The 15,556-nt window shown below is 73.3% G+C and carries 15 protein-coding genes and 1 pseudogene; 9 read left to right on the plus strand and 7 right to left on the minus strand.

Annotated features, from left to right (window positions below; translation table 11 throughout):
• Both Q8791_RS07865 and Q8791_RS07870 read left to right on the plus strand, forming a co-directional pair.
• Positions 1–176: pseudogene (locus Q8791_RS07865) on the plus strand (ATP-dependent Clp protease ATP-binding subunit ClpX); the annotation flags it as partial.
• Between the two features lie 120 nt (positions 177–296).
• Positions 297–1,514, plus strand: a complete 1,218-nt coding sequence (locus tag Q8791_RS07870; protein ID WP_330090940.1) for a PP2C family protein-serine/threonine phosphatase — start codon at positions 297–299, stop codon at positions 1,512–1,514.
• 102 nt (positions 1,515–1,616) lie between these two features.
• Here Q8791_RS07870 and Q8791_RS07875 read toward each other — a convergent pair whose 3' ends face one another.
• The 5 genes from Q8791_RS07875 to Q8791_RS07895 form a co-directional block, all read right to left on the minus strand.
• Complete coding sequence (locus Q8791_RS07875) at positions 1,617–2,423, minus strand: cyclase family protein (RefSeq protein WP_330090941.1); 807 nt, start codon at positions 2,421–2,423, stop codon at positions 1,617–1,619.
• A 182-nt stretch (positions 2,424–2,605) separates the two neighbouring features.
• Positions 2,606–3,628 carry an ABC transporter substrate-binding protein gene (locus Q8791_RS07880; protein ID WP_330090942.1) on the minus strand — a complete coding sequence of 341 codons (1,023 nt, stop codon included), beginning with the start codon at positions 3,626–3,628 and terminating at the stop codon, positions 2,606–2,608.
• Entirely contained in the window at positions 3,625–4,491 is an 867-nt protein-coding gene (locus Q8791_RS07885; protein ID WP_330090943.1) for an ABC transporter permease, read from the minus strand. Before Q8791_RS07885 ends, Q8791_RS07880 begins: the two co-directional genes overlap by 4 nt.
• Positions 4,475–5,257 carry an ABC transporter ATP-binding protein gene (locus tag Q8791_RS07890; RefSeq protein ID WP_330090944.1) on the minus strand — a complete coding sequence of 261 codons (783 nt, stop codon included), beginning with the start codon at positions 5,255–5,257 and terminating at the stop codon, positions 4,475–4,477. The genes Q8791_RS07885 and Q8791_RS07890 overlap by 17 nt, the downstream gene beginning before the upstream one ends.
• A gap of 224 nt (positions 5,258–5,481) precedes the next feature.
• Positions 5,482–6,738: an MFS transporter gene (locus tag Q8791_RS07895; protein WP_330090945.1), complete on the minus strand. Its 1,257-nt coding sequence runs from the start codon at positions 6,736–6,738 to the stop codon at positions 5,482–5,484.
• A 170-nt stretch (positions 6,739–6,908) separates the two neighbouring features.
• Between Q8791_RS07895 and Q8791_RS07900 the strand changes: the two genes are divergently transcribed.
• The 5 genes from Q8791_RS07900 to Q8791_RS07920 all read left to right on the plus strand — a co-directional run bounded on the left by Q8791_RS07900 (position 6,909) and on the right by Q8791_RS07920 (position 12,796).
• Entirely contained in the window at positions 6,909–8,585 is a 1,677-nt protein-coding gene (locus Q8791_RS07900; RefSeq protein WP_330090946.1) for a glycoside hydrolase family 13 protein, read from the plus strand.
• A gap of 290 nt (positions 8,586–8,875) precedes the next feature.
• Positions 8,876–9,907, plus strand: a complete 1,032-nt coding sequence (locus Q8791_RS07905) for an iron-siderophore ABC transporter substrate-binding protein (protein WP_330091118.1) — start codon at positions 8,876–8,878, stop codon at positions 9,905–9,907.
• Positions 9,908–9,978: 71 nt separating this feature from the next.
• The gene (locus tag Q8791_RS07910; RefSeq protein ID WP_330091119.1) at positions 9,979–10,944 is read left to right on the plus strand and encodes a FecCD family ABC transporter permease; all 966 of its coding nucleotides are present in this window, start codon (positions 9,979–9,981) and stop codon (positions 10,942–10,944) included.
• Positions 10,941–12,017, plus strand: coding sequence for a FecCD family ABC transporter permease (locus Q8791_RS07915; RefSeq protein ID WP_330090947.1), 1,077 nt, complete (start codon positions 10,941–10,943; stop codon positions 12,015–12,017). The genes Q8791_RS07910 and Q8791_RS07915 overlap by 4 nt, the downstream gene beginning before the upstream one ends.
• Entirely contained in the window at positions 12,014–12,796 is a 783-nt protein-coding gene (locus Q8791_RS07920; protein ID WP_330090948.1) for an ABC transporter ATP-binding protein, read from the plus strand. The genes Q8791_RS07915 and Q8791_RS07920 overlap by 4 nt, the downstream gene beginning before the upstream one ends.
• 11 nt (positions 12,797–12,807) lie before the next feature.
• On the opposite strand, the gene Q8791_RS07925 is transcribed toward Q8791_RS07920, so the two are convergent.
• Positions 12,808–13,338, minus strand: a complete 531-nt coding sequence (locus Q8791_RS07925; RefSeq protein ID WP_330090949.1) for a GbsR/MarR family transcriptional regulator — start codon at positions 13,336–13,338, stop codon at positions 12,808–12,810.
• A gap of 53 nt (positions 13,339–13,391) precedes the next feature.
• Positions 13,392–13,988, minus strand: coding sequence for a TetR/AcrR family transcriptional regulator (locus Q8791_RS07930; protein WP_330090950.1), 597 nt, complete (start codon positions 13,986–13,988; stop codon positions 13,392–13,394).
• Between the two features lie 79 nt (positions 13,989–14,067).
• Between Q8791_RS07930 and Q8791_RS07935 the strand changes: the two genes are divergently transcribed.
• A complete protein-coding gene (locus tag Q8791_RS07935; RefSeq protein ID WP_330090951.1) occupies positions 14,068–14,484 on the plus strand; it encodes a VOC family protein in 417 nt (138 codons plus the stop codon).
• Between the two features lie 123 nt (positions 14,485–14,607).
• Positions 14,608–15,444, plus strand: a complete 837-nt coding sequence (locus tag Q8791_RS07940) for a VOC family protein (protein WP_330090952.1) — start codon at positions 14,608–14,610, stop codon at positions 15,442–15,444.
• Positions 15,445–15,556 lie beyond the last annotated feature (112 nt).

The raw sequence follows: 15,556 nt of genomic DNA on the forward strand, positions 1-15,556 counted from the left end.
GGTTGCGGGCGATCATCGAGGAGGTGTTGTTGTCGGTGATGTACGAGGTGCCGTCCCGTGAGGATGTGGGGCAGGTGATCATCAGTCGGGAGACGGTGATCGACAACGTGAACCCCACGATCGTGCCGCGCATCCGGACCGGGAAGAACCGGCAGCGCCGCGACCGCTCGGCCTGATCACAGCGGCTCCGCGCCCTCCCGGGCGCACGGGGCGAGGACGGGTCCGTCTCGGGACACGCCGTCCGACACCGCCCGGTGCGCGTCTCCCGGTGTGAGACTGTCCGGGGAGGTGGGCGCATGGGAGGCGGAGCCCCGATCAGTGACAGCGAGCTCCTGTTCGAGGAGCTGGTCAGGTCCGTGCACGGCTGCGGGCCGATGGAGGTCCTGGAGTCCGCCGACCGCTACAGCCGGGCGATCGGGCTCGCGGGGATCACCGTCCACCTGGTCGACCTCCAACAGCACCTCCTCGTCCCCCTCACCGGCGGACCCTCGCTCGACATCGACTCCACCGAGGCCGGGGAGGCCTACCGCTCCGACACGCTGCGGCTGGACGAGGGGAGCGGCGGCGAGCTGAGCCTCTGGCTGCCCCTGCGGGACGGCGCCGACCGCATGGGCGTGCTGCACGTCAGGGCGCCCTCGCTGGACGAGCCGACCCTGCGCCGCTGCCAGACGCTCGCCTCCCTGCTGGCGCTGATCGTCACCTCCAAACGCGCCTACAGCGACACCTACGTCCGCCACACCCGCACCCGTCCGGTGCAGCTGCGCACCGAGATGCTGCGCGCCTTCCTGCCACCCCGCACCCTCGGCACCACGCGGGGGGTGTCCACCGCGGTCCTCGAACCCGCCTACGAACTCGGCGGCGACGCCTTCGACCACTCGATCACCAAGGACACCCTGCACGCCGTCATCCTCGACGCGATGGGCCACGACCTGGCCTCCGGCCTGACGGCGTCGGTGGCCATGGCCGGGGCCCGAGGAGCCAGGCGCAACGGGGCCGACCTCGCCGAGCTGACCGCGAGCGTGGAGAAGGCCCTGGTCACGTGGCTGCCGGAACGGTTCTGCACGGGTGTCTTCGCCACCCTGGAGCTCGCCACCGGCGTGTTCTCCTGGGCCAACTGCGCCCATCCCACGCCCCTGCTCATCCGGGACCGCCGCCTGGTGGCCGGAGCCCTGGAACGCGAGCCGGAGGTGCCCCTCGGCCTCGGCGGGGTCCTGGCGGACACCGGGGCGCGCACCGTGCACCGCGTCCAGCTCGAGCCCGGCGACCAGGTGCTGCTCTACACCGACGGGGTGACCGAGGCGCACGACAGCCACGGGCAGATGTTCGGCCTCGAACAGTTCGCGGACTTCGTCATCCGCGCGGCCTCCGCCGACGAACCCGCCCCCGAGACCCTGCGGCGCCTCATCCACGCCATCCACGCCCACCAGCGGGGCAGTTTCAACGACGACGCCACCATCATGCTGCTGGAGTGGCACCCCGAGGGCACCGGGGTGCCGCGGCCCCGGGGCGGCTGAGGGGTCGGCGCGGAGCCGCGCCGACACGTGCCCGCGTGTGTCAGGGGCGGCGCCCGCGGCGGGCGCGGAGCTCCGTCCCAGGGGCGGCGCCCACCGCCGCCGTCACCACAGGGCCAGCACCCGGCTCGGGCCGCCGGAGGCGTCCAGCCCCGGCATGACCCCGACACTGAGCAGCGCGCCGCTCGGTGGGAGCCGGTCCAGGCCGGTCAGCGACTCCAGCCCCCAGCGGTCGGCGCGCCCCACCACCTCGTGCGCGGCGAAGTCCGTCGAGCACCCCGGGTCGGTGCTCAGGGTGTCGACACCCACCCCGGCGATCCTCCTCCGGGAGACCAGGAACTCGCACACCTCAGGACCGAAGCCGGGGAAGTGCCACGAACCGTCGGCCGCCACCCCGCGCACCGCCTCGTCCCCCCGCTCCCACCGGGTGCTCCACCCCGAGTTCATCAGGACCGCCGCCCCGGCGGGGATCTCTCCGTGCACCCGCTCGAACGCCAGGACGTCGTCGACCGTCACGGTCGTGTCCGGGTCCTCGGCCGCACGGGCCCTGACGTCGATGACCGCGGCGGGTGCGACCAGCTCCTCCGGCCGGATGTCGGGGACCAGACGGCCGCCGCCGATCACGTGCCCGGGCGCGTCCAGGTGCGTGCCCGTGTGCTCGCCGAACGTCCACTGCTGGAGGTAGAGACCGAACTCGCCCTCGGGAGGGGCCTCGGAGACCGTCTCCCTGAGCGGCTTCACGTCGTCCCACCCGGGCATCGTCGGCGAGATCACGTGGCTCAGGTCGGCCACCGTGCGAAAGCCCCGGGGCCACGGGCGGGGGGCGGGAGGCCCGGTCGGCGGACCGGCCGGCGCAGGGCCGGTGAGGCCGTTCCGGGCGCGGACGGTCTCACCGGTTCCGTGGAGGCACATGGGGTCCCTTTCGTTGCGCGTCCCCTGCCGTATGCCCGGCCCCGGGGGCTGAACAACCTACCTCCGAACCCCTGTGGACAGGCCCCCGGCGCACCGCGGACGTGCGCACGCCCGGCGCGGGCACGTCCCCGCACCCGGTCGGCGTGGCCGCGGGCCGGGGGAGGCCCGCCCGGGGCGCCGGGTCAACTGCCGTCCTCGCCCGCGACGGTGTCGAACACCAGGTCGCTCCAGCTCTCCGGGGCGGAGCCGATGGCGCCGATCTCGGCCATGAACGCGCCGATCCTCTCCAACCCCTGCGGCGCGGTCGTGTACTCGATGCCGTCCCGGCCCAGGTGCTCCAGGTACTCCTCCGCGGAGACCGCCCCGTCCTCGGCCTCGGACAGGATGCGGGCCGCCTCCTCGGGGTCGTCGGTGATCAGCCCGTTGGCGCGCTCCACGCAGGCGTGCAGGGCCTCGATGACGTCGGGGTTCTCCTCCGCGTAGTCCTCCAGCGCGGTGACCACGTTGAAGCCGTGCGGGGCGCCGAACACCTCGTAGCTGTCCAGCAGGACGCGCGCGCCCTCGGCCTCGGCCTGGTACTGGAACGGCGGCGCGGTGACCGCCGCCGCGATCTGCCCGCTCAGCAGGGCCTGGAGCGCGTCGGGGTGGGGCATGGCCACCAGGTTGTCGGTGAACCGGCCGGGGTCGTCGAACTCCTCCCGGGCGGCGTGCGCCAGCACGATCGACTGGATCGACCCGGGCTGGGGCGAGGAGATGCGGTCGGCGTCGGTGATGTCGGCCAGGCTCCGGATGCGGTCGTCCAGGGTGACCATCCGGAGCGGCATGTTGTTCAGCCCGGTGACGACCTTCCAGGGAACGCCGCTGTCGCGCGCCTGGAGGAAGGGGGCCAGTCCTCCGGTCCCCGCCTGGAGGCTGCCGGCGAGCATGCCGTCCCGGCTGGCCGAGCCCCCGCTGAGCACCTGCCACTCGACGGTGTGGTCCGGCAGCGCCTCCGCCAGCCACCCCCTCGCCTCGACGACGGTCAGCGACGCGTAGCTGAGCCCGTATCCGGTGGCGATCGCCACCGAGCCGGAACCGGCTCCGGAGCTCCCGGAGCCGCCGGAGCAGCCGGCGGCGCCCACGACCGCGGCGCCCGCGAGCAGGCCGAGCCCGCCGCGGAACAGGTCGCGGCGTCCGGGGGTGCGCGGTGTACGGATGGCGGTCACAGGGCGGCTCCCTCTTTCATGCCCCAGCGGACGACGGTCCGCCGCTCCAGCAGTGTGAACAGCAGGTCCAGTGCGATCCCGATCAGCGCGATGGTGACCAGGCCCGCGAAGACGTCCGGGATGTCCAGGTAGAAGCGGGCCTCGTTGATGAAGAATCCGAGGCCCCCCTGGGCGCCGGCGACACCGAAGACCAGTTCGGCCGCGATGATGGTGCGCCAGCCGAACGCCCAACCGGTTCGGACCCCCGCCACGGTGTGCGGCAGCGCCGCGGGCAGGTGCACGTCCCGGATCAGCCGCCACGAGCGCAGGCCGAGGCTGCGGCCGACCATGAGAGTGGTGGCCGGGACGGTGCGGAAGCCCATCCCGATGTTCACCGCCATCGGCCACAGCACCGCGTTGGCCACCACGAACACCAGGGCGGTCTCGTTGAGGCCGAACCACAGCATGGCCAGGGGCAGGATCGCCACCGACGGCAGAGGGTTGACCATGGCGGTGAGCAGCGTCAGCAGGTCGTCGCCGAACCGTGTGGCGACCGCGAGGGCGGTGAGCACGACGGCCAGCGCCGTGCCGATGAGCATGCCCAGGCCCAGGATCCGCAGGGTGGTGAGCGTGGGGCCGACCAGGGCGCCGGCGCCCCACCCCTCGGCGAACGCGGCGGCGACGTCCCAGGGCCCCGCGAAGACGAGCGGGCTGACGTCGGCGACGACCACGTAGAGCTGCCACAACCCGATCAGCGACACCAGCAGGACGCCCCGCCGCAGGCCGACGGGCAGCCTCGACCAGGGGCCGTCCGCGTACCGGCGACCGGAGCCCGTCCCGTCGGGGGCCTGTACGGACGCGGTGGTCTCAGTCGATGACGGCATGGCCGACCTCCTCCTTGTCGTCGGTGAGCAGGGCGCGCAGGCGGCGGCGCGCGGCCGTGAACTCCTCGGTGTCCGGGCGGTCCAGGCCGGCGACGTCGAGGGTCTCCACGACGGTCGAGGGGCGCCCGCCCAGCACCGCGACCCGGTCGCCCAGCAGGACGGCCTCGTCGATGCTGTGGGTGACGAACAGGATGCTCACGCGGGTGCGGCGGGCCAGTCCGGCCAGTTCCCTCTGGAGGCGGCCGCGGGTCTGGGCGTCCAGGGATCCGAACGGCTCGTCCATCAGCAGCATGCGGGGCTCCAGGGCGAACGCCCGCGCGATGGCGACCCTCTGTTTCATGCCGCCCGACAGTTGGTGCGGGTGGCGGTCCAGGGCGTGCCCCAGGCCCATCAGCTCCAGTTGCGCGGTGGCGCGCACGCGCGCCTCGTCGCGCGGGGTGCCGGTCGCCCGCAGCGCGTAGGCGACGTTGCCGAGGACGGTCCGCCAGGGGAAGAGCTGGTCCAGTTCCTGGAAGACCACGGCCCGGTCGGGGCCGGGGCCCCGCACCTCGGCGCCGTCGAAGACGATCCGTCCGGCGGAGGGGGTCAGGAAACCGGCGACGGCCTTGAGGACCGTGGACTTCCCGCAGCCGGAGGGGCCGATCAGCATCACGGTCTCGCCGTCGCCGACGGTGAAGCCGGCGTCGGCGACCGCCGGTACGTGGCCGCCCGGGCCCGAGTACCCGATCGCCACCCCGTCGACGGACAGGAGCGGGTCTGCGCCCATCGGGGCTCCTTTCTCGTTGCGCGGTGTCGTGGCCGGCGAGTGCGCGGCACCATCTCCCGACTAAATCAGTAGGAAATATAGACTATTTGGGCGGATTCGGCCACCGCGTAGGCGGGCGAGAGGGCCGGGCGGACACGCGGATCCGGGCTCCGGGCCCGGGTTCCTGCAGGTCGGCGCCGGGTGGCGGTCTCCTTCGGAAGGAGGGGCCCGCCACGGCCGCCGGGTCAGGGGCGGGGTGAGACCGCGGGGAGGTCGCGGACGGGGCGCACGAGCAGCAGTGCGAGCCCCACGAGGAGGGTGGCGGCCCCGCCCGTGAGCAGGATGGGCCGGGCGCCGAAGAGCTCGGCGGCCGGTCCCGCCAGCGCCTGCCCGACGGGCATCATCGCCAGGGAGCCCGCCACCTCGTAGGAGTGGATCCGGCCCAGGACCGGGCCGGGGGTCTGGGTCTGCACGCTGGTGTTCCACATGACGCCCCAGAAGCCCATCACCGCGCCGCTGACCGCCGCCCCCGCGGCCAGCGCGGGCACGGGAAGGCCCGCCCCCACGCTCATCGAGAACGCGCCCGCGCCGAACAGGGCGAACGTGCCCGCCCTGAGCGGGAACCGCGGCCGTACCCGCATCGCGACCAGGCCGCCCAGGGCCGTGCCGCCGCCCAGGGTGGAACTGACGAGCCCGAACGCCGCGGCGCCGTGCCCGGGGATGATCTCCGCCGCGGTCAGGGGGACCTGCGGGCCCCACATGCTCACCATCAGCACCATCCACAGCAGGATCACCGACCACATCCAGGTGCGGCTGCGGAACTCCCGCCATCCCTCCGCGAGGTCGGCGACGTAGCCGGGACCCTCGCCCCGCCGCCTGGCCGTCCCGGGCAGCCGGACGAGCCCCAGTAGGACGGCTCCGACGGCGTAGGTCCCCGCGTGCGCGGCGAGGACGCCGGCGGCGGAGAACACCCCCACGAGCAGCCCCGCCACGGCCGGCCCCAGCAGCATGGCGAGGGCCTCGGCGGTGCGGATGACGGCGTTGGCCCCGTGCACGTCCCGGGACACCCGCGGCACCACCGACGCGACGCCCGGCTGGAACGCTCCGGCGGCGATCCCGTTCACCGCGCCGATGGCGCAGATCTGCCACAGCACCACGTGCCCGGTCAGGAACAGGACCGCCACCGTTCCCTGGGTGAGGACGCGCACCAGGTCGGCCAGGACCATCAGCCGGCGTGCGCCCCACCGGTCCGACAGCACCCCGCCGAAGATCACGAAGCCCACGAAGCACGCCGAGAAGGACGCCATCGCGAGGCCGATCCCACCCGCCCCGTGGCCGTGGGCGATCAGTCCGGCGGACAGGGCGACGGGCAGCATCCCGTCGCCGAGCTTGGCGACGACGCGGGCCGAGAAGAACAGGGAGAAGTCCCGCGACCACAGGCGCCGGTCCCCGCCCGCCCGCCACACGCGTCCGACCCGTTCCGGCAGTGCGCCGCGCCCCATGGCCCCCGCTTCCCGCCCGCGACCCGCTCGCTCCGACGGTCCGCCACACTACCGGTCCAGACCAGTTGCCGGGAAGCGTGGCGTCGTCGGGCGACGAGGGCCGGAACCTGTCACACCTCGCTCCGCTCCAGTAACTTGGCTCACACGCGGCCGCGGAGGAGAGGACCCCTATGCCCCTGGAGCAGAGCGCCGACTGGTGGAAGTCCAGCGTCGTCTACCAGATCTATCCGAGCAGCTTCAACGACAGCGACGGCGACGGGATCGGCGACCTGCCCGGTGTCATCGACAGGCTCGACTACCTGAAACTGCTCGGCGTCGACGTCGTGTGGCTCTCGCCCGTCTACCCCTCGCCGTGGGACGACAACGGGTACGACATCAGCGACTACCGCGACATCCACCCCCGGTTCGGCACGCTGGAGGACTGGGACCGGCTGCGCGACGGACTGCACGAGCGCGGGATGCGCCTGGTGATGGACCTGGTCGTCAACCACACCAGCGACGAGCACCCGTGGTTCACGGCCTCCCGCGCCGGCGATCCCGACAAGCGCGACTTCTACCTCTGGAGGCCGGGACGCGACGGAGGGCCGCCCAACAACTGGGGGTCGGCGTTCTCCGGGCCCGCCTGGACCCGGGACGAGGCCACCGGAGAGTACTACCTGCACCTGTTCACCCGCCGCCAGCCCGACCTGAACTGGGAGAACCCCCGGGTGCGCGAGGCCGTCCACGGCGTGGCGCGCTGGTGGCTGGACCGGGGTGCCGACGGGTTCCGCATGGACGTCATCAACTTCGTCTCCAAGACCCGGCGGATGCCCGACGGCCCCCTCGTGGGCGACCACGGGTCCTTCGCCGAGTACGCCGTGAACGGCCCCCGCCTGCACGAGTTCCTGCACGAGATGCACCGGGAGGTCTTCGCGGGCCGGGACGTGCTCACCGTCGGCGAGATGCCCGGGGTGGGAGTGGAACAGGCGCGCGTGCACACCGACCCCGCCAACCGCGAGCTCGACATGGTGTTCCAGTTCGAGCACGTGGACCTGGACCACGGGCCCGGCGGGAAGTTCGACCCGCGCCCCCTGGACCTGCGCGATCTCAAGCGCTCGCTCAACCGCTGGCAGGAGGGGCTGGGCGGGGTCGGCTGGAACAGCCTGTACTGGAACAACCACGACCAGCCCCGGGCGGTGTCGCGCTTCGGGGACGAGCGGTTCCGGGTGGAGTCGGCGACGGCGCTGGCCACGACCCTGCACATGATGAAGGGGACGCCGTACGTCTACCAGGGCGAGGAGTTGGGGATGACCAACGCCCACCTCACCGACATCGCGGACTACCGGGACGTGGAGACCCTCAACCACCACCGCGTCACGGTGGGGGCAGGGAAGGCGGACCCGGACACCGCCATGGCTGGTATCGCCCGGATGAGCCGGGACAACGCGCGCACGCCCATGCAGTGGGACGCCTCGCCCAACGCCGGGTTCACCACCGGGACGCCGTGGATCGGGGTCAACCCCAACCACGTCGAGATCAACGCGGAGGCGGCCGTCGCCGACCAGGGCTCGGTGTTCCACTACTACCGGCGCCTGATCGCGCTGCGCAAGGAGCACCCGGTCATCGTGCACGGCCGGTTCGAGCCCCTGGCCGAGGACGACCCCGCCGTGTACGCCTACGCCCGGATCCTGGACGACAGGGTGCTGACGGTGCTGGTGAACTGGAGCGCCGAGACGGTGCCGCTGGACCTGGACCCCAAGGTCGCCGGACGCGACCCCGAACGGCTGATCGGCAACTACCCGGAGGAGGCCGGGCCGTTCGCGCCGCTGCGCCCCTGGGAGGCCAGGGTCCACCTGGGGACGGCCTGACCGACCGGCCTTCCGGCCCCGGGCCGCCACCGCGGTGCGCCGGGGCCGGAAGGCCGCACGCGGTGCCGGTACCGCGACCGGCCCGGCGCGTTCCGTGACCTGGGGCGGAGCCCGCCCCCGGGGTTCAGAATTTTTGAAATCCGCCTGAAGTGAGGTTAGACTAACCTTCGTTCTGTCGGGGTTCTCCCGTTTTGTCCTCCGTGCTTCCCCTCGGGGTCGATAGCCCCTGCGCGGAACAGGCCCGCCGGGTACGACGCGGCCACCCTCATGACGAAGAAAGCAGTGTGAGCATGGCCTCCACCTTCCACCGCGCCAGCGGCATCGGACTCACCGCCCTCCTCGCCCTCGGCCTCACTGCCTGCGGCGGCACCGAGGAGAACACCGACGAGAGCGGCGGCGGCACGGCGGACGGCACGTTCCCGGCCAGCATCGAGAGCGCCCTCGGCACCGCGGAGATCCCCGAGCAGCCCGAGCGCGTCGTCACCCTCGGCCAGGGCTCCGCCGAGACCGCCATCGCCTTGGGCGTCGTGCCGGTCGGCGTCGAGAGCTACGAGTGGGGCAGCGACGACTCCGGGTACCTCCCCTGGATCCACGAGGCCGTCACCGAGTCCGGCGAGGAGCTGCCCGCGCAGTTCACCGGAGCCGACGACATCGACTTCGAGGCGATCATCGAGCTGGCCCCCGACGTCATCCTCGCCCCCTGGTCCGGCGTCACCCAGGAGCAGTACGACATCCTGAGCGACATCGCGCCCACGGTCGCCTACCCCGAGCTGCCCTGGAGCACCGACTGGGACCAGCAGATCGAGATCATCGGCGAGGCGCTCGGACAGCCGGAGGAGGCCCAGGGCCTCGTCGAGGACATCGAGGGGCAGTTCACCGAGGCCGCGGCGGCCAACGAGCAGTTCGCCGACCTCAGCTTCTCGTACGTCTACACCGACGGCCCCGGCACGCTCGGCGTCTTCCTCCCCGACGAGCAGCGCGTCGCGATGGTGCGCGGCCTGGGCCTGACCGTCGACCCCGTCGTCGAGACCTTCCCCGAGACCGAGGGCACCGACTCCGCCATCATCGGCCTGGAGAACGCCGACCAGCTGGCCGACAGCGACCTGATCTTCACGTTCTACACCGACGACGAGACGCGCGCCGAGATCGAGGCGCAGGACCTCTACGGGGCCATCCCCGCCATCGAGCGCGGGGCCGTGGTCGCCGCCGAGGACACCTCCTTCGTCACCGCGTCCTCGATCATCAACCCGCTCACCGTCCCCTGGGTCATCGAGCGCTACGTGCCCATGATCGAAGAGGCCGCGGCCAACACCGACAGCTGACCCCCACTGGCAAGGCGAACGTGAAGACACTCACGGCGCCGTCCCGCACGGGCCCCGCCCGCGCCGTGCTCATGCTCGGCGCGGGCGTCGCGGCCCTGGCCGGGGCGGTCCTCCTCAGCCTCGTCATGGGCAGCAAGCCCACCTCGCCAGTCGAGGTGTGGCAGGTGCTGACGGGCGGGGCCGACTCCTTCACCACCACCGTGGTGGAGAGCCGCTATCCGCGCACCCTGCTCGGCATCGTCGCCGGGGCGGCACTCGCCCTGGCGGGCACCCTCATGCAGGGCATCACGCGCAACCCCCTCGCGGACCCCGGGCTGCTGGGTGTCAACGCGGGCGCCGCCGCCGCGGTGGTCACCGCCACCGCGCTGTTCGGACCCACCTCCGTCACGGGCACGGTCTGGTGGGCGCTGCCGGGCGCGCTCGTCGCCGGACTGGCCGCGTACACCGTGGGGAGCAGGGGCGGGGACGGCGGCCTGGTCCGCCTCGTCCTGGCCGGGGCGGTGGTCTCCGCCGTGCTCACCGCCTACGTCCAGGCGGTGGCGCTGAGCATGCCCGACACCTTCGACAGCTACCGCTACTGGGTGGTCGGCTCCCTGGGCGGGCGCGGCTACGACGTCCTCCTGTCCGTGCTGCCCGTCATCGGCGTCGGCGTCCTGCTGGCGTTCCTCGTCGCCGGGGGCCTCAACGCCCTGGCGCTGGGGGAGGAGGCGGCGATCGCCACCGGCGCGAACACCCTGTGGATCCGCTCCGCGGGGCTGGTCGCGGGCACCGTGCTCGCCGCCGGAGCCACGGCGGCGGCCGGCCCCATCGCCTTCGTGGGCCTGGCCGTGCCCCACGTGGTGCGGGCCCTGGTCGGTGTGGACTTCCGCGTCCAGGTACCGTTCGCCCTGCTGGTCGGACCCACCCTGCTGCTGGTCGCCGACGTCGTCGGCCGCACGATCGTCCGGCCCACCGAGCTGATGGTCGGCGTGGTCACGGCGTTCGTCGGCGCGCCCGTCCTGCTGTACGCGGTACGGAAGATGCGGAGCGCCTCATGACCCGGTCCGCCACCCGGACGCGTCGGCCGCTGCCGCCGCGCCGCGCCGCCCCGCCCGTGCTCCGGCTCGGACCGGTCGCGCTGCCCGTCCACCCGCGCTCCGTCCTGTGGGCGGTGCTTCTCCTGGTGCTCCTGGCCGCCGCCGCGGCAGCCACCCTCGCCCTGGGGCGGCTCGGCATCCCCCTCACCCGCCTTCCCGCCGTGGTGGCGGGAGCGGGCGAGGCCACCGAGACGTTCGTCCTCGAACGCCTGCGCGGCCCCCGGCTGACCGTCGCCGTCGGCACCGGAGCAGCCCTGGGCCTGGCGGGAGCGCTCTTCCAGTCCGTCACCCGCAACCCGCTGGGCAGCCCCGACGTCATCGGCCTCGGAGCGGGGGCCGGGGCGGGAGCCGCCTTCGCCGCCCTCGTTCTGCCCGGTGTCGTCCCGGTACCGGTGGGCGCCCTCGCGGGCTCCGCCCTGGCCATGGCCGTCGTGGCCTCGGCGACCGGGACCGGGCTTCGCCATCCGGGGCGCCTCATCGTCGCCGGGATCGGTGTGGCCGCGATGGCGCAGGCGTTCACCCAGTTCGTGGTGTCCGTGATGGCCCGGGACCAGGCCGGCGTCCTGTCCGCCTACGTCAACGGCAGCCTGGGCGCCCGGGCCTGGGAGCACGCCGGAACCATCTGGTTGGTCCTGCTCCTGGCGCTGCCCTTCGTGGTGGTGCTGGCGGGGCCCGTCACCGTCAACGAGATGGGCGACGAGATGGCCGACTCCCTCGGTGCGAGCGCAGCCCGGACCCGGATCGGCGCCGTCGTCCTGTCGGTGGTGCTCTCCGCCGCGGCGGTGAGCGTCGCCGGCCCGATCGCGTTCGTGTCCCTGACCGCCCCGCAGATCGCCCGCAGGCTCAGCGGGGCCCCCGGCCCCAACCTGGTGCTGTCCGCGATGGTCGGCGCACTCCTGCTGGTGGCGGCCGACCTGGCCGTGCAGCAGTCGCCGGTCGGCGACGGGCTGCCGGTCGGGATCTTCACCATGGGGCTCGGGGGCGTCTACCTGGGCTACCTGCTGGTTCGTGAATGGCGAAAGGGTGTGCTGTGAGTCTGGTGCTGTCCGCTGAGGGCCTCACCCTGGGGTACGGGGCCGACCCGGTCGTGCGCGACCTGGACCTCGGCGTGGCCGAGGGTGAGTTCACCGTCATCGTCGGACCCAACGGGTGCGGCAAGTCGACCCTGCTCAAGGCGTTGGGCCGGGTGAACAAGCCGATGTCGGGCCGTGTGCTCCTCAACGGGAACGACATCCGGGGCCAGCGCGCCAAGGCGGTCGCCCGCCAGATGGCGCTCCTGCCGCAGAGCCCGGTCGCGCCGGAGGGCATCACCGTGCGCGCCCTGGCCGCGCGCGGGCGCTTCCCCCACCACACGCTGGTGCGCCAGTGGAGCCCGGACGACGAGACCGCGATCTCCCGGGCCCTGGAGCTCACCGGGCTGGCCGACCTGGCCGACACCCAGGTCGGGTCGCTCTCCGGGGGGCAGCGGCAGCGCGCGTGGGTGGCGATGGTCCTGGCCCAGGACACCGGCGTCCTGCTGCTGGACGAGCCCACCACGTTCCTGGACATCGCGCACCAGTACGACCTGCTGGAGCTGTTCGCCGACCTGCACCGCCAGGGGCGCACGATCGTCGCCGTCCTGCACGACCTGGCCCAGGCGGCCCGGTTCGCGAGCCGTCTGGTCCTCATGAACAGGGGGAGCGTGGTCGCGGACGGCGCACCCGGGCAGGTCGTGACCGCGGCCCTGGTGGAGGAGGTGTTCGGGCTGCCGTGCGACGTGGTGCCCGATCCGCGCACCCGGACACCACTGGTCATCCCGCACGAGCGCTCCTGAGGCGGTGCCCCTCAGGCGGGGCGTCCGTCCGACGGCTCCCGGTCCCGCTGGGCCTTGTACTCCTCCCAGTGGGACAGGAGGGTGTCGTGGTAGTCGTCCAGCCAGCTCATGTAGTCGTGCATGTTGCGCAGGCGGTTGCGCGCGGGAGGGCTCAGGGAGGGGAGCCGGTCCAGCGCGGACGCGGCGAGCTCCTTCTGCCGTCGCAGGTAGGCGCGCTCGTTGCGCAGGAACCCGCCCCACACGTCCTCGTCCATGGTGACCAGCCGTGAGCGGCGGTGGGGGTCCCCGACCAGCTCGACGAAGCCCATCTCCCGCAGGCGGCGCACCGACTGGGACACCGATCCCCGGCTGACCCGGGCGCCGTCGGCGATCTCCTCGGCGCTCACCGCGTCGCGGTCGGCGACGAGCAGGTAGCCCACGATGCGCCCCTCGGCCTTGGGGCGGCCCTGCGACTGCCAGTACTCGGAGAACCGGCGGACGAAGTCGTCGCGGAACTCCTCGTCCCCGTCCGTGTCCGCCGCCGTCCCGGTGCTCTCCGCCATGGGAGCCACGATAGCGCCCGGAGGTGGCCCGGAATCCCCGGTCGCCGTCGGGATCACCTGGTGCGCAGTGACTCCAGCATCCCCGAGAGCGCGGCCCAGACGTCCTCCAGGCCGTCGGGGTCCTCGCTCGCGGCCAGCCACAGGGCGGCCTCGTTCATGGCCCCGGACAGCAGGTGGGCCAGGGGCGTCACCGGCTGGGGGTGCAGGACCCCCGCCTCGACGAGATCGGTGAGCGCCTCATGGAGGTGGTGCGCGGACCCGGCCTCGTCCAGGGACCGCCAGGCGCTCCAGCCGAGCACGGCGGGCCCGTCCACCAGCATGATCCGCCGCACGTCCGGCGCGGTACCGGCGGCGAGGAAGGCCCGGCACCCGGCGGTCAGCCGGTCCCACGGGTCCCCGTGTGCGTCGGCCGCCCCCGCCACGGTGTCGGCGACCTCCCCCTGGACCTCCTCCAGGACGGCGCGGAAGAGGTCGGGCTTGCCCTCGAAGTGGTGGTAGAGGGCCCCCTTGGTGACTTCGGCGGCCTCCACGATCCCGCTCAGGCCGACGCCGCCGTACCCGTGCTCGGCGAACAGCCTGCGGCCCTCGCGCAGGAGGGCCCTCCTGGTGCGCTCGCGCTGTCCGGCCCTGCGCCCGGTCTCCGCGGACATGTGCCTCCCACCTGTTTGACATACCGACGGTACGTGAATAGCCTACCCCACATACCATCGGTATGTGAAAAGGGGAGTCATGGAGATCAGCGGTTTCTACCCGGTCATCGGCACCACCCGGATCCAGGAGTCACGGGACTTCTACGTGGACCTGTTCGGCTTCGAGGAGACCTTCGCGGCCGACTGGTACGTCAGCCTGCGCCGACCCGGCCCGCCCGACCGGGAACTGGCGCTGCTCGACCACCGCCACCCCACCCTCCCCGAGGGCTACCGCAGACCCGTCCAGGGACTGCTGCTCAATGTCGAGGTGGCGGACGTGGACGCCGAGTGGGAGCGCCTCGTCGTGCGCGGCGGACTGCGCCCCGAGCTGGAGATCCGCACCGAGGACTTCGGGCAGCGGCACTTCATCGTCGCCGACCCCTCCGGGGTCCTCGTCGACGTGATCACCCCCGTCCCGCCGACCGCGGAGTACGAGCGGAACTACACGCCGTCCTGACGGGGCCCGGGCCGGTCCGCGCCCGTCGGGCGCCCCCGCGGGGGCGCCGGGTCCCGCCGCGTCGCGGGGCGGGCACGGGGACGGGTCTGGTCGGCGGCCCCTCGCGGGGGTACCGTCAGGTCGGTGGCAAGGCCGACGGGACAGGGGGCGTACACCGTGGAGATGACGCTGGACCAGGCCTCGCGCCTGGCGTGGTCCGCCCACGCCGGGCAGGTCGACAGAGCGGGGCGCCCCTACAGCGAGCACGTGTTCGCGGTCCGCGATCTGCTCGCCCCCCACGGACCGCACGCCCAGATGGCGGGGGTGCTGCACGACGTCCTGGAGGACACCCCGATCACCGCCGACGACCTGCGCGGGCGGGGCTGTCCGGAGGCGGTCGTCCGGGCGGTGGAGTCGGTGAGCCGCAGACCGGGGGAGTCCTACGGGGACATGGTGCGCAGGGCCGCGGCCGACCCCCTGGGGAGGCTGGTGAAGCTCGCCGACAACCGCCACAACTCCGACGAGGGCCGCCTGGCGGCGCTGCCCGCCGAGCAGGCGGAACGCCTGCGCGCCAAGTACGCCCGCGCACGCGAGTTCCTGGAGGGGGGATCGTCCGCGGTGCCGCCGCTGGGCGCCGGTGCGGCAGCCCCGGGACCGGCACGGCAGGCGGGGCCGGTGGCCACGCCCAGGGCCACCCTCGTGGTGATCTACAGCGACCGCGCGGAGGAGTGCCGTGCGTTCTACGCCGCGCTCGGCCTGGGCTTCGTCCGTGAGCAGCACGGCCGGGGCGCCGTGCACCACGCGGCCGTCCTGGCCGAGGGCGCGGTGTTCGAGATCTACCCGGCGACGGCCGAGCGCTCCACGGGCGCGGTCCGCCTGGGGTTCACCGTCGAAGCCCGCCTCGCCATGCCGCCGTTGGAGCCCGGCCGCCACACCCTCACCGACCCCGACGGCCGTACCGTGGACGTGGTCGCGGTCTGAGCCCCCCGCTGCCGGACATGCGGTTCCTCGGTGTGTGCGACGGGTACCAGCCGGTCGGTATGCTGTCCCGATCGGCGTCCTCGGGACGGCGGGGGCACGAGGTGAGGCAGGA

Origin of the sequence: Nocardiopsis codii, from assembly GCF_036327455.1 — a bacterium.
In the GTDB taxonomy this organism is placed as follows: domain Bacteria; phylum Actinomycetota; class Actinomycetes; order Streptosporangiales; family Streptosporangiaceae; genus Nocardiopsis; species Nocardiopsis codii.

Coding starts and splice junctions, on each gene's coding strand:
- Q8791_RS07885 (WP_330090943.1), bottom strand. CDS start 4,491: ATGCCGTCATCGACTGAGACCACCGCGTCCGTACAGGCCCCCGACGGG.
- Q8791_RS07905 (WP_330091118.1), top strand. CDS start 8,876: ATGGCCTCCACCTTCCACCGCGCCAGCGGCATCGGACTCACCGCCCTC.
- Q8791_RS07870 (WP_330090940.1), top strand. CDS start 297: ATGGGAGGCGGAGCCCCGATCAGTGACAGCGAGCTCCTGTTCGAGGAG.
- Q8791_RS07895 (WP_330090945.1), bottom strand. CDS start 6,738: ATGGGGCGCGGCGCACTGCCGGAACGGGTCGGACGCGTGTGGCGGGCG.
- Q8791_RS07890 (WP_330090944.1), bottom strand. CDS start 5,257: ATGGGCGCAGACCCGCTCCTGTCCGTCGACGGGGTGGCGATCGGGTAC.
- Q8791_RS07935 (WP_330090951.1), top strand. CDS start 14,068: ATGGAGATCAGCGGTTTCTACCCGGTCATCGGCACCACCCGGATCCAG.
- Q8791_RS07900 (WP_330090946.1), top strand. CDS start 6,909: ATGCCCCTGGAGCAGAGCGCCGACTGGTGGAAGTCCAGCGTCGTCTAC.
- Q8791_RS07930 (WP_330090950.1), bottom strand. CDS start 13,988: ATGTCCGCGGAGACCGGGCGCAGGGCCGGACAGCGCGAGCGCACCAGG.
- Q8791_RS07875 (WP_330090941.1), bottom strand. CDS start 2,423: ATGTGCCTCCACGGAACCGGTGAGACCGTCCGCGCCCGGAACGGCCTC.
- Q8791_RS07915 (WP_330090947.1), top strand. CDS start 10,941: ATGACCCGGTCCGCCACCCGGACGCGTCGGCCGCTGCCGCCGCGCCGC.
- Q8791_RS07910 (WP_330091119.1), top strand. CDS start 9,979: ATGCTCGGCGCGGGCGTCGCGGCCCTGGCCGGGGCGGTCCTCCTCAGC.
- Q8791_RS07925 (WP_330090949.1), bottom strand. CDS start 13,338: ATGGCGGAGAGCACCGGGACGGCGGCGGACACGGACGGGGACGAGGAG.